The sequence below is a fragment of the Endozoicomonas atrinae genome, from assembly GCF_001647025.1.
Taxonomy (GTDB): domain Bacteria; phylum Pseudomonadota; class Gammaproteobacteria; order Pseudomonadales; family Endozoicomonadaceae; genus Endozoicomonas; species Endozoicomonas atrinae.
Genome location: NZ_LUKQ02000145.1, coordinates 1 through 14,533, shown reverse-complemented (window position 1 = coordinate 14,533; position 14,533 = coordinate 1). Strand labels below are relative to the sequence as shown.

Annotated in this window: 6 protein-coding genes and 1 pseudogene; 4 read left to right on the top strand and 3 right to left on the bottom strand. The window is 46.1% G+C overall.

Annotated elements, in window-relative coordinates; translation table 11 throughout:
- The first annotated feature begins 121 nt into the window (after nucleotides 1–121).
- Nucleotides 122–397 carry a transporter substrate-binding domain-containing protein gene (locus AK963_RS17975; RefSeq protein WP_238593772.1) on the top strand — a complete coding sequence of 92 codons (276 nt, stop codon included), beginning with the start codon at nucleotides 122–124 and terminating at the stop codon, nucleotides 395–397.
- A gap of 556 nt (nucleotides 398–953) precedes the next feature.
- Here the strand turns inward: AK963_RS17975 and AK963_RS17970 are convergent.
- The gene (locus AK963_RS17970; RefSeq protein ID WP_066016820.1) at nucleotides 954–6,140 is read right to left on the bottom strand and encodes a RecQ family ATP-dependent DNA helicase; all 5,187 of its coding nucleotides are present in this window, start codon (nucleotides 6,138–6,140) and stop codon (nucleotides 954–956) included.
- A 73-nt stretch (nucleotides 6,141–6,213) separates the two neighbouring features.
- On the bottom strand, nucleotides 6,214–8,889 hold the full coding sequence (gene recQ / locus AK963_RS17965) for a DNA helicase RecQ (RefSeq protein WP_066016819.1): 2,676 nt from the start codon (nucleotides 8,887–8,889) through the stop codon (nucleotides 6,214–6,216).
- Nucleotides 8,890–9,188: 299 nt separating this feature from the next.
- Between recQ and AK963_RS31440 the strand changes: the two genes are divergently transcribed.
- From AK963_RS31440 to AK963_RS17945, 3 genes are all read left to right on the top strand, one after another.
- Nucleotides 9,189–9,892 (top strand): IS1 family transposase gene (locus AK963_RS31440; RefSeq protein WP_175404562.1). Its coding sequence is split into 2 segments (ribosomal slippage): nucleotides 9,189–9,432 and nucleotides 9,432–9,892, totalling 705 coding nucleotides; the frame shifts between segments, so codons are not numbered across the junction.
- Nucleotides 9,893–10,230: 338 nt separating this feature from the next.
- Complete coding sequence (locus AK963_RS17950) at nucleotides 10,231–11,376, top strand: exonuclease SbcCD subunit D (protein ID WP_066016817.1); 1,146 nt, start codon at nucleotides 10,231–10,233, stop codon at nucleotides 11,374–11,376.
- Nucleotides 11,373–14,306: an AAA family ATPase gene (locus AK963_RS17945; RefSeq protein ID WP_066016816.1), complete on the top strand. Its 2,934-nt coding sequence runs from the start codon at nucleotides 11,373–11,375 to the stop codon at nucleotides 14,304–14,306. Before AK963_RS17950 ends, AK963_RS17945 begins: the two co-directional genes overlap by 4 nt.
- A 37-nt stretch (nucleotides 14,307–14,343) precedes the next feature.
- Here AK963_RS17945 and AK963_RS35555 read toward each other — a convergent pair.
- Nucleotides 14,344–14,533, bottom strand: a pseudogene (locus AK963_RS35555) (IS630 family transposase); the annotation flags it as partial.

The window sequence follows — 14,533 nt, the reverse complement described above, 5'->3', positions numbered from 1 at the left end:
AGAGTCAGCTTAGTAAAATATTTAACTTTCTGGAACTATCAGACTTGCAGACCACCCCAAAAAGCTATACTTAACGACAGGTCATTTTGGACTGGTGTTTTGAGGACTTTTTACGCCGGTGATGACAGGCGCTATTGAAGTGGCAAACAATAAAGCGGACGCATTTATCTATGATCTGCCGTTTAATGCGGTATATTCAAGCCAGCACCCTGGTCAGCTGATTCATCTGGATACACCATTTACCTACGAGCCTCTGGCCTGGGGGGTTCGTAAAGGCGATCCTGACTTTGTTAACTGGCTGAATAACTTCCTGACCCAGATCAAGGGTGATGGGACTTACAATAAAATCTATGCCAAGTGGTTTGAAAGTTCTGAGTGGCAGAAGCAGCTTAAGTGATACCCACCGGTCTTTGTAGCCTGTAGAAAGGAGAAACCGGTTGAGCCGGTTTCTTTGTGCGACTTTTCGATATCTGCAGAAGGGTAAAAAGCCAGGCTGTTAAACTAAAAACGGATTGCACGACTGTGACATTATGGCGGTATTTTTGATGTTCTAAAAACTGCAGATATAAAAAAAGCTCTATACCTTGTAGTGAATGAGAGCACATAAGTTGTCCCCCTGATTTTCATAAAACTGTCCGCTAAAGCCCCAAAACTACCATTTTTATGCCTGATTTATTTCCAAATAAGTGTCCGCTTTTTGCACTTTTGAGCAAATATGTGTCCGAAAAATGTGAAATAAAAATGTCCGGAAATTTGGCAATATAAGTGTCCGTTTTTTAACTGTGTTCTAAATATGATTTTCTTGTGTAAGTCGCATGGAAAAATACTTTTATATTAGCTGGTTACGTTTTTTTAGTGGGTAGGAGCAAAGGTACGCATATTTTCCAAGGGAAACCTCTTTAAGGCATTCCCCTGTAGATGGCTTGTGTTAGAAAAGGTACTGATCTGAATTATTAATAAGTCACTTCTATCACAGGAATCTCCCACTCTTCACACTTATGACTGTTCTGATACTTCTCTTCAGAGTCTTGTCGCAGGCGCTTGACCATGGCTATGATGCGACCTTGTGATTGAATGGTTCTGCCTTGAAGCCAGTCCTGACTTTTCTGTCTGGACAGAGAGATAACGGGTTGGTCTTGATTAAGAAACTCAATGAGAGCCGAGGATTTCCTGATCCCGACAAGGTCCCCGGCATTCATACTGCGAAGGTGCTGGTGAATTGGGTGGTTAGTATCCATCCGACCAGCATAACTTAAGTAGAGGTCTCTCATGCCTAGAAGTGAGTAGTGTTGTGGCACATAGCTCCCTTCTGAACTGCCTTCACGGAATAGACTATTATTCTCGCTGGTTAACGGCAGATGGGGGTTGCTCTGGTCATGTCGGCGAATGATCACTAGCTGTTCCATAGCGCGAGTCATCGCGACATAAAAAAGGCGACGCTCTTCTTCAGTATTGATCTCATGACGTAACTGCCAGCCTCCGTCCAGAATAATGACTACCCTGAACTCCATCCCTTTTGATCCATGGACTGTACCCAGGTGTACACCTTCCCCCAGACGCTGCTCCCTTCGAGTTTCACGCAAGTAGTCCAGGAGTGAAGTGGTGAATGCGGACACAGGCAGCTCTGTATTACCGCTTTCGACTGACCAGTTATCCAATATGTCGTAAAGCTTGCTTCGCCATATGGAGTTGCTTAGCTCTAATTCATCAAGCCAAAGTCTCAGTTTTTCCGTATTTGCAAGCTCATGCTGATGCTGATTCAGTTTTGAAAGAGCGAGATGAAACTCCCGCACTCTCGCCAGCGGTATACTTTGACCACTTTCAAGAGGAAGGCTGGTGGGAATGTGATGCTGCTCAAGAGCTGAGCGGATATGACTCAGTTCCGGTTTACTGATGCCATTTCTTGCCAGTATGGCGATATCCTGCCATCGAAGGTCATGGATCAACGTTTTGAGTCGGATTATTTCCTGTAGTACCGCCAGTGTTTGGTGAACAAGATTCTCGCTAGAGAGTATGTGAACTTTACCATGCACTATCGGATCCAACTGGGCAAGTGATCCTCCTTCTGGTTGCGCACGACGATTATCATTAATGGCAATGGCATGCTCGGTTTTCATCCGGTCTTTATTATGAGAGATCAGGCTATTGGCGGACTTAATGATATGTTGTGTTGATCGATAGTTCTGTACCAGGTAATGACGCTCAGCCTGATAGTCATCCTCAAACTGTCGAATAAAACGAACATTAGCTTGACGAAAACCATAGATGCTCTGATCGTCATCACCCACAGCCATGATACTGAGCTTATCATCACCATCTTCGAGAGAGCGGCCAGCGATAGCGGAGATCATGTTATATTGCAACTCATCAATATCCTGATATTCATCCACCAGTATATGCTGGAAGCCTGCGAGCAATCGTTCTCTTGCTTGATCACCGGCAATACCCGGAAGCAGAATCTCACCTCGCAGAAGGGCTGTTGCTTTGGGTATCAATTCGTCAAAGTTAAAGTCTTGTTGTTTTTTCTGGTCGATACTTGCCCCGGTGAGGCGCATGGCCAGTCCATGAAAGGTTTGCACGGTAATTTCTCTGGCTTCATTACCCAGCAACGCTTGCAGGCGTTTACGCAGAGTCAGTGCTGCACTGTGGTTATAACACAGTACCAGGATACTATAGGGGCGCACCCGTTCGATGCGCATTAAATAAGCACAGCGGTGAACGACTACTTTTGTTTTACCAGCACCGGGGCCGGCAAGGACCAGCATGTTTCTATCTGAGGGAGCTTGCACTATGGCCTGCTGCTGCGGGTTGCCAAGATCTTCAACGATTGTCTTCAGGGACTGCTGGCTAGTCGCCAGTTCCAGGAGTTTCTTTCTGTCCCGAAAATATCGGTTCAGGAAGGTCACATTGTCCTGTTCAAAGTAATCCTGTACCAACTTCAACGCAGCGACCATGTTTTCCTGTCCCAGACGCACATACTCATTCATTACATGGACCTGGGTTACTCTGGCTTTGTAGTGGCGTGCCAGCGGGTCATAATCTCCCTTGTTGTACCGTCGACCCTTTGCTTCATCGTTCATTTTCATGGTCATGGCCTGACGGAAAACTGCCAACCCATGTTGAAGAATGATGATGTTCTGCTCATGAAGAAACAGAAGTCCGCGCTCAATGGCAGGCAGTACCTTGCTTTGATCCACGTTCAGCGTCATGTCCTTACTGATGGCTTCTCGTAATGTCTCTAGAGAGAACTCAACTTTGACTTCACTTTGAGATGACTCTTCACCTTTCTTAAGTGCTGTATACAACACGTCGAGAATCGACTGGGCAAGTGTATGGCGGCGTTCCATGATCTGGGTGAGCGTATTCCAGCTTCTCCCCAGTTTAATGCTGTAGTGATCTTTGTAGATATAGTTGAACTCAAGGCTGCCCCGTGAGCCTGCGAGCCCCTTGCCATCTTCTGACAGACTTTTTAGTAAATTACGCAGTAAATCAGGGTTGCTGTAATCCAGTTGTTTATCCAGCAAATGTTGATTGAGTTTTCTCAGATCCAGCGGCAGGGTATTCTGCTCATTGTCATCCGGATGCTCCTCCTGCAGAGCTGAAACCATCTGTTGTTCAAGCTCACACAGCTTTTTAAAGCTTGCCCGTGCGTTGTTTCTTCCTTTTGGGCGCAGAAATGCAGTCATCAGCAAGCCACTGGAGACAAGGCCTGCATCCCCCATCTGGTTGAGAATATCCATGACAAGCGTGGTATTGATCTCATTACGCTGATTCTCATCTTTAATCTCCCTGCCAATTTGCTCTGCCAGCAGGTCTGCACTGAGACCCTCGTCAGGGTCAGCATTAATCAGTGCATTGATGATCAGTTCCCACTGTTTCCGCTTATAAGGAGACAGCTGCAGCTTGTCCAATTTGAGGGCCGCTTCTTCCAATGTGGCGAAGAGCGGTTTGCCTTGAAACACCTGGTTGGCATTTTCATTGCGTTCCATAAAACCGCTTCTTTCCAACCAGGCTATGGCGGTCTTGACCTTGGTGTCAGCGGATTTATCATCCAGGTTAAACGACGTATTTACATGATCTGAGCGAAGAAGTTCTCCTGTGGTAATGACAACATCCTGTCCCGGCTTTTTTTCAAGCCGTCTTAGTCCTTTCAAAATCTGTTGAATATCCTTCAGTCGGACTTCGGACAAAGCACCCAGCTTGAATTGAGTTTCGATATCCTGCTCGTCAAAAAGCAGAACACACTCAGCGGGTTGTTCATCACGACCGGCTCGTCCTGCTTCCTGAAGGTAGTTCTCAAGAGAGCCAGGAATGTCTGCATGCACCACAAGGCGGACGTTATCTTTGTCAACGCCCATGCCGAAGGCATTGGTTGCGCAAATGATTGGTGGGTGTCCTTCGATGAAATGTTCGAGTACTTCTTTCTTTTTGGCTGCATCGAGCCCGCCATGAAAGTAAGTGGCATCCAGACCTTTTTTAGCCAGAAATGTGGTTAACTCTTCGGTATGTTTGCGGGTGGCGCAGTAAACTACACAGCTCCCTGTTTCAGGGAGTCGTTCTTCAATCAGCTCTGCCACACGAGCATGTTTAGAAGCTTGAGTGACCAGGTGCACTTCATAAGACAGATTGGTTCGTTCAACGCCGCCCTGGAATAAACGGAGCTCCTGATTAATACGATCTCTGAAGTGCTGACATATATCATCAATAACATCGGTTTTTGCAGTTGCGGTATAACAGGCGACAGGGGGAACCGGTAACTTCAGTTGTTCTGATTGCTCTCGAATAAATCGTCCGCAATACAGGTAATCCGGGCGAAAATCATGCCCCCATTTTGATAAACAGTGGGCTTCATCAAATACCCAACAGCCGATTTCCCACTGGTTTAATGTATTGATCACCGATTTATTGCGCAGCTGTTCCGGGGAGATATAGAGAATCCCAATGTCCCCCATGCGGACCTGTTCCAGCACGGCGCCCCGTTCGGGAGGTGTCAGCATGCCATAGATCGCACCAACGGCCATAGAGCCGGTTTTCTTTTTAAGGTTATCAACCTGATCTTTCATCAGGGCTTGAAGTGGTGAAATCACCACTGTCAGAAGGCCTCGCCGATGATAACGAACCAGGGCGGGGATTTGGAAACAGATGGACTTGCCGCCCCCGGTGGGAAGAATGCCAAGAAGAGACTGGTCGTTCATGCCTTCCTGAACGATATTTCGTTGCAGAGGTGTACCGTCTTTACTTAAGCGGAAGTCTGGATAATTGAAATATTGTTGCAACTGTTTAACGGGATCATGATTTTCTTGGCAGAATGCGCAATCATCATTCCCACAATGGACATCCCTCAGTTGTTTTAACATGGTGGGGATTTCTGGAAAACGATTGCGTACCCAGGGTGGAAGCACCGAGTTTCCACCTGATACTTTCAGCCAGGCAATACAATAGGGCAGCATTGCCCGCATATTCGATTTGGGCAGATAGCGTAATGCAATACGCTTAATCTGTTTTGGGCAGGCTAACCCTTTGCAGAGGTTGATTAATGCCTTAAGAACTTCCCAATCATATTGGTAAGGATCATCTACCAGAGAGTGAAACACTGCTGCCAGCCCGTCACAGTCACTTTCTCCGGATACCACTTTGGCAGTAGTAAAACAGTAGTGGTAGAAGCGTAGAAGGTCTGGTTCAGACTTAGCCATACTCTGGAAGGCTTGATACTGCTCCTGAAAAATGGATAACGCCAGTTGCGCATCAGCCACTGGATCATTAATTGCATCTCGAACCAGCTTGTAGTCTTTGATCAGTCGATGATATGGATTTTTAGGAAAGGCCAGCGGTGATAGAAACAGGGTATCAATGACAGGCTTTTTCAGAATATTCAGGGATGAATTAATGGTTTTCAGGACAGGAATATCATGGCCAATCAGGTTGTGGCCCAGGAGGAATCGGGAGTTTTCTGCAAACTGATCAAGTTTGGATAAAGTGTCGTTCAGATAGCCTTTGCCACATTGCTTTGATTGCCAGGTAGAACCACTTGTTGTGATTGCACCGATATGACGGATTTCTCCCTGCAGTGTTGTTTCAAGGTCTACAGAAATGATGTCGCTTAATTGGGTGGGAAGAGAGATTCCGGATGCTAGAGTCATATACACTGTCGTCCATTAGCCTGGCGACAGTGTATATGACATCCTTTCAGTTGGCATTAAGGGTTTATATGGCTCAAATAATCGTTTTAACTCTGCACCAACCAGGCCCTTTTTCGACCAAACCCAGGCTCACTAATGAAGTCAGCATTTTTGTACAATATAACCCTCTTTCACTGGCAGAGAATGAGTTTGTGTCAATATTTCCCGTGTTGTCTTGCTTTGAAAGAAGCATGTTAAGGAGTTTTTGTTCTGCTGGTGACAGTTCGGAGTTTGTTTTTTCCGTTACTTTCTCGCTGGCATTGGATGTTGAAACGATTGGATTGCCTCTCTCATCAATCAATCCTTGTTTTTTGAGTTCTGAACGGATGGCACCTGCAGTTCTTTCATGATTATCAGCAAGGTCTGCAAGACTGAGACCATCTTCAAATCCGGATATCAGAATTGCTCTTTCATCATCGCGCCAAGGCAACCCAGCATTAGCGGGCAGGCCGTTCAGTCGATTCTGAGCCTGCTTTTCTTCCGGGGTTTTCTTCTTGGCCGGTATTTCCTGTGTTGGGGAAGCGGTGACAGGGGTTGGGTTGTGAACCATGTAATGCAGTCTTAGTAGGTTCAGCTCATCATATGGAACCTGTTCCTGCATTTCATCAAAGAGTGGACGCAAACGATCAATACCGTGTATTTCTATAGCGCTCAAAACCTGATTCTGCAGCTCAGGTGGTATACGGGACTGACGAATAAATGCATCTGACGCCGGTAAATGACTGACTTCCGTCTGATATTTATAAAGATGGCTGAGCAGCGTAGTCAACTTCAGGTTCAGCTCACTCTGTAGTTGATTGAGGCAGTTATGTTCACTGAATAATTTCGCGACTTCCACATGTCTCCTTTGGCTTGATGTTCGTTGACGAGGGCGGTTTTCTCTTTCTATAGGTTTTGCGATTTCCTCAATCTGGTGCTTAGTGCAGAAGGATGTGATTTCATGGAGAAACGCATCGCCATAGTGATCCAGCTTTACCTGACCGACACCGCTGATCTCTAATAGGCTTGTTGGGGATTGTGGAAACCAGGCTGCCATTTCAATCAGTGTCTTATCAGAAAAAATAACATAAGGTGGTACATTTTCCTGATCTGCCAGCACCTTTCGACAGATCCTGAGAATATCAAACAGTTCATGATTGTAGTTCAGGCTGCTTTGTTTTTCGGTTGTGGATTTACTGGCAGGCTCTGTTTTCTTGGTGAGCCTGATCTGGATTTGTTGAGTCCCTTTGAGCACAGCACGGGCGCTGTCTGCTAATTTAAGGCTACCGTATTGCTCATCATGAAGTACGAGGTTTTCCTGAATCAGTTTGCGGGTCAGTTGCTGCCACTGCGGTTTGGTCAGTTCATTGCCGATGCCGTAGGTGGGAATCTGGTCATGTTGGCGTTCCAGAATTTTTTTGGACTTAGACCCCCTTAGTACATCAATAATATAGGATGAACCAAAAAGCTGGCCTGTGCGATAGATGCAGGACAGCAGTTTCTGAGCCGGCACAGTTACGTCAGTGAGTGGTTGTTGTTCCGATAAACAGTTATCACAAAGTTGGCAGTTTTCCTGACTGTAGGCTTCACCAAAATAGTGGAGTAGTGGTGCGCGTCGGCACTCTTCAGACTCCGCAAAGCCGATCAGTGCGTTCAGGTGCTGATTGGCGACTTGCTTTTCTGAAGCGGGCTTTTGGTTGATAAAGAATTTGACCTTTTGAATATCTCCATAGCCAAACAGGAAATGGCAGTTGGCAGGCAGACCATCCCGACCAGCACGGCCAATCTGCTGATAGTAGCTTTCAATGTTCTGGGGCATATCAAAGTGGACTACAAAACGAACGTTGGACTTGTTAATGCCCATTCCAAAGGCCACGGTTGCTACCATGATCTGAATATCATCCCGGATAAAAGCTGACTGGTTTGTCTTCCTTTGTTCACTGGAAAGACCAGCATGATAGGGCGCTACGGAACAGCCGTTGTCCGCAAGAACTTGTGTCAGCTCATCCACCTGTTTTCTTGAGTTGCAGTAGATAATACCGGACTGGTTCTGGTATTTCTCAATCAGCTGCAGGGTTTGGCTAACAGGCTGCTTTTTTTCGGTTACTTCCAGAAAAAGATTGGTTCGGTTAAAGCTTGCGATAAATTCATTGGAGTCGGACATCTGCAGGCTGGTTTTAATGTCCTGCTGCACCCGAGGGGTTGCAGTGGCTGTCAGTGCTACACAGACGGCATTGGGGAAGTGTCGGCGCACCTCGGCTAGCTGACGGTATTCCGGACGAAAGTCATGGCCCCACTCAGAAATACAATGGGCTTCATCAATGGTCAGGCAATCAATGTTGATGGTACTGAGCAAATGTTGCGTGCGCTCCTGCATCAGGGTTTCCGGTGCCATATAAAGGAGCTTGATACTGCCGTTCTGCACCTTACCCAAGGTATTGTGATAGTCCGCACTGCTGAGGGTGCTGTTCAACAGGGCGGCAGGTATACCCAGGGAAGTGAGCTGGTCTACCTGATCTTCCATCAGGGAAATCAGTGGCGAGATTACCAGTGTTAGCCCCGGAAAGATCAGTGCAGGGATCTGGTAACAGATAGACTTTCCGCCACCGGTGGGCATGATGGCCAGTGTATCTTTGCGCGCCAGTATGTTACCGATAATGGCGCTCTGGTGGGAGCGAAACTCATTGTATCCGAATACCGAGTTCAGTAGTTGTAATGCTTGCTCAGACATATTCAAATTCTATTGATAACCCTTAAGTTAGCGATTCAATCAGAACATTTTACAGTGCGCTGAGTAGGAGCAGAACTTGTTGATTTACCTTATATCAACTTTACAGGTTACCGCATACGGTATCGAATTCAGAAGGTTTGTTTAAATCTCTCAAATCTGTTTCAAAGGCTCAAAGAGCACATTGAGATCTTCAGACGTAATGGACGGTTTTTTCTTGCCGGTTCCATCGCCGTAAATGGTATCGGCGGTGATGTGTCAGAGCTGTTGATATGATACATTCCTGTCTTTTTGAGTCATCTATGGCTGTAGTTCAAGTTGCCTGTATCCATTGTCAACAAACGTTCAATGTTGTTAAGAACGGGAAAGCTGAGACGGGTCACCAGCGGTATAGATGCAAGGACTGTAATAAGAGCTTCCAACTTGAGTATCGCTATAACGGCAATCTGCCTGGTACTCATGAGCAGATCATAAAGATGACCATGAATGGCTCCGGGGTCAGAGATATCGGACGTGTCCTTGAGATCAGTCCAACGACTGTATTGGCTCGCTTAAAAAACTCGACCCGCCAACAGTAACACAACTCCCCTTCGAAAATGCCTGGGTCAAGATTATCTTTGAAATGGATGCGCAGTGGTCATTTGTTGGTAGCAGGAAGCAGCAACGCTGGCTGTTTTATGCATGGAAGCCACGTTTCAAGAAGATCATTGTCCATGCGTTCGGCTCCAGAAGCAAAGAGACGCTCAAAAAGCTGTTGGAACGTCAGGCCCGCTTCAAAGTCAGTTTTTACTGCACAGATGACTGGCAGTCATATACATCCTGTTTACCAGAAGATAAACATATCATAGGAAAGTACTTCACTCAGCGGATTGAGCGGCAGAATCTGACCTTGAGAACTTGCTTGAAACGGTTAGCCAGAAGGGCTATCTGCTTCTCAAGATCAATAGACATTCATGATAAGGTTATCGGGGAATTTATCTCCCGAAACCACTATCAACAGTTTTGATACATCACCTTTGTGAGAAGATTACCTGTTTTCTTTACTCGCTATTTTGTGGCAACCGTGAAATTGGTATATCAGGCTCAATAAAGTCAGAAAATCTAAATCATCAGATACTGCTGTCGATGGCATGGCTCTGATGTTTTTTTATTCGGCTAACCAGGGGTTGACAAATAAAGAGATGGAGCGATCTGGTTATCACCTTCGTTAGCCTCATCACATTGATGTTTCATTGCTGGCACAAACTGTATGTGTGTCCCGTGTTTATATCAGGCACAAAACCAGCACAGAAGAACTATCGAAAATGCGCATATTAACACATAAGAACTCAGTAGGAGTGTAAGTTGAGAATCCTTCATACATCAGACTGGCATATTGGTCGCCAGCTTCATGGACAGCCTTTGCTGGAAGACCAGGAACATGTGCTGCAACAGCTGGTTGATTACATCGTTTCAGAAAATATTGATGTTGTGGTTATTGCCGGGGATGTGTATGACCGGGCAGTGCCACCGGCGGCGGCTGTTTCATTACTGGACGATACGCTAAACCGAATATGTAATGAACTGAATGTTCAGGTCATTATGGTTTCCGGTAATCACGACAGTGCTAAACGACTTGGATTTGCTTCCCGTCAGTTGAGTCATGCTGGCCTTCATATAATCAGCCATCTGGGGCAGATCACAGAGCCTGTTGTCATAACTGTCGGTGATGAAACTGTCCGGTTCTATGGCATTCCTTATTGTGACCCGGAAAATGTTCGGGATCAGTTTGATACTGATGTCAGAAATTACGATGAGGCTCATTGTTTTTTGATTGAGCAGATTGCAGATAGTCAAACGGGGGAGGCACCCTCTGTGCTGATTAGCCACTGTTTTGTCGATGGCTGTGAAGACAGTGAGTCTGAAAGACCGCTTTCTGTGGGTGGTGCTGACCGGGTTTCCTGGGAGCCCATGAAGCGGTTCGATTATGTGGCTCTTGGGCATTTGCACAGCCCGCAGCATAAGGGTGAAAAACATATCCGCTATTCAGGGTCGATTTTAAAATACAGTTTTTCTGAACAGAATCAGAAGAAGGGAGCCACGCTGGTAGAGCTTGATAAGTGTGGATTAGGCGGCATCACCCATTTACCGCTCAAGGCTAAGCGGGATGTTCGGGTTATTGAGGGAGAACTGAAGGAGATTATGGAACAGGGGCGGGTTGATCCCGGAGCCGATGATTACGTTCTGGTTCGTTTGACCGACACCCATGCCATCCTCGACCCAATGGGGAAAGTGCGGGAGGTTTATCCGAATACACTGCATCTGGAGAGAGCAAATCAGTTTGTCAGTGACCTTCAGACCATGAACAGGGAACAGCTTAAACGAAATGAACTGGAGATGTTTTGCGATTTTTATAAGGAGATTACCGGGCAGGATTTATCCGATGCCCAGCATGAAGCCATTACCAAAGAGATAGACAGTCTTAACAGTGTAGAGGAGTCTGACGTATGAAGCCTTTAAAACTTACCGTTCAGGCTTTTGGGCCTTTTGCAGGAAAAGAAATCATTGATTTTTCTGAGCTGGGTCAGAATCCGCTCTTTTTGATCAATGGCGAAACGGGGGCGGGCAAAAGTACCATTCTGGATGCGATCAGCTTTGCTCTCTATGGTGGAACAACGGGGGCAGAACGGGAACCCGCCGAAATGCGCTGTGACCGCGCAGCGCCAGATGTGCTGACGGAGGTAGAGCTGTTGTTTGAACTGAATGGTAAAACTTACCATATAGTACGATCACCTCAGCAGAAACGCCCAAAAGCAACAGGTGAAGGTTTTACCGATCATATACCGAAGGCGACTCTTCATGAGATTCTTCCCTCTGGCAAAACTCGGTCGATTGTGCCAAAGAGTGTCAAAGATGCCAATCGAAATATAGAAGTGTTAACAGGCCTCAATGTTGAGCAGTTCCGTCAGGTCATGGTTTTGCCACAGGGTAAATTTCGTGATCTGCTCATGGCCAATTCCACCGATCGGGAAAAGATTTTCGGTCAATTGTTTCAGACCCAGATCTACAAAAAGATTGAAGAAAGGCTGAAGCAAAAAGCAGCAGATATCCGTGCTAAAAAAAGAGACCATGAAAGTGTGGTACGCGGCATTCTTCAGTCCGCTAACGTGAATCAGGAAAGTGCGATTGGTCAGCAGCTGGAGGCTATCACGCCGCAGCTTGAGCAGGCTGATAAAGAGAAACAGGCTGCAGATAAGGTCCTGGCTGACGCAATTAAGCAGAAAGAATCCGGTGAGGCTTTATTTGCATCCTTTTCGAGCTATGACAAAACAATAGCTGCACTGGATTTGAAAACAACACAGACACCGGATATCGAGAAAAAAAAGCATTACTTGGAGCAAGCCAAAAGTGCTGAGAAAATCCAGCCTATGCTAAAGGACTGGGAACAGAAAAAAGAAGACGAGAAGCAAATAGAACAGGCTGTGTTACAAGCTGAAAAGCAGGTTGAGGAAGCTGAACGAAAACAGAGTGAAGCAAAGCGGGAGTTTGATAAAGCCGTTGAAAGTAGTAAGGCCATTGATGAAATAAAGGCTGAACGAACAACTCTTGGAGCGTATCATGGAAAGATTGAACAAATAAACCATGTGGTCAAACTTGCTAATGAGGCGATGTTACGCAGCACTGTCAGCAATGATGAAGTAGAGGATTACGATAAGCAGTATAAAAATAAAGTCAGTCTTCGGGATCAATCTGATGAACAGATAGACGCTATTCGAACTAGGATAGAACCCCTGTCTGAAGTTGAGGTAAGGCTTTCCAAGCTGGCGACTGATATGAAAAAGAGGGAGCAGCTTGATACAGAGCAACACAACTATCGTAATTTTAAAGGTGTATTAGAGCAGAGAAACAAAGAGCTGGTTAACCTTAAAGCCGAAGCAGAGAGCTCAAGTAAGGCTGTAAAGGAATTGGAGTTTCAGTGGCATTCGGGCCAAGCTGCTTTGTTGGCCAGTGAACTCAAATCTGGAGAGCCTTGCCCGGTCTGTGGCAGTGCAGAGCATCCGGCACCTGCCCAGGTGATGGGTGATAAGCTGGTGACCAGTGACCAGGTAGATGCTTTGAGAAAACAGACTGAAAGTAAAAAATCAGCGGTATCAGAACAGGAAAAACTACGGGATGAAGCCGAAAGAGATCTGAGTGAGTGTCAGAAGCGGATCAGCCTATTGGAAACAGAGTTGGGTGCAACAGCCTCGTTCACACTGGATGATGTCAAACGCCAACATCGTGAATTGGACTCAGAGGTCGGAGAGCTTAAAAAGCTGAAGGCCAGCCTTGATGGGTTGCAGGCTCAGTTGGCAACGGCTAAAACCGACATCATTGACATAGAAAAAAAGCTGAATGCCGCAAAAAGCAGGGCTGAGCAAGACAGGGCTGAGACCATAGAGGCCAAGGCGGCGATGGTTCATCTGGAAAAAGATGTGCCGGAACAGTATCGGGCTGAAGGTGCGCTTGGGCAGGCTCTTAAAAAGCTGGATGATCAAATTAATGATCTGGAAAAAGCATTCAAGCTGGCAGAAAACACTTTCTCTCAAAGCAAGGACGATTTTACCAAAGCAGAGACAAGTCTGGAGCAGTTAAAGCTGCAGCTGGTTAATGAGGGTGAAAAAACAGTCAAGGCTTTGCAATTATGGAATCAGACATTAGAAGCAAGCCGATTCCAGGATGAGCCTGCTTTTAAAACAGCTTTATTAAGTGAGGAGAAGCAAAACGAACTGCATGGAGAGATCACCCGCTTTGATGAGGAGTTGCAACGATTAAGAGGAGTTGAAGCGAGTCAAAAGAGTGAGCTTGCCAATAAGTCACGGCCGAATATGGAGGCCCTTGCTGACAAACTGAAAGAAGCTGAAATCTTGCGTGCCCAGAGGGATAAAGAATGGGTTGAGCATGATAAACGTCATAGTCAGCTCGTGGAGGTAAGTAAAAAGCTGAAAAAGGCGCATGAAGAAGCAGCCGATATGGAGGCTCAATATGCTATCTATGGGACTTTGAGTGATGCAGCCAGTGGTCTGAACAATGAACGAATCAGCTTGCAACGCTTTGTCTTGGGAGTGCTGCTTGATGAAGTTTTGAGCGATGCTTCCCACAGACTCAGAAGCATGAGTAAGGGACGCTATCTACTGGTTCGTAAATTTGACAGATCCAAAGGGAACAAAGCATCAGGCTTGGATCTTGAAGTTGAAGATACTTATACAGGGAGTGTACGTTCTGTTGCAACGCTATCAGGGGGGGAGTCGTTTATGGCGGCGCTCTCTTTGGCTCTCGGGTTGTCCAGTATAGTTCAATCCCATGCTGGGGGGATCAAGCTTGATACTTTGTTTATCGATGAAGGGTTCGGCAGTCTGGACACTGAATCTCGATCTGAGCCTGTAAATAATTCTGTGTAAACGCCACCAAAACTATTATACCAATTGAATTTTCTAACTACTGTATAACTGCCCAATCACGGGAGCACAGACTGAACAGTCGACCAGCTTCGCTGCAAAGGTTATTCCAAGCTTCACAGCAACAATCTACAATATTTTCATAACCTGAAAATGCTTTGTTTGATAAGTCATGCTCCCGCATCCACTCCCATAGCCTTTCTGAGCTGTTTAACTCCGGTGCGAATGGT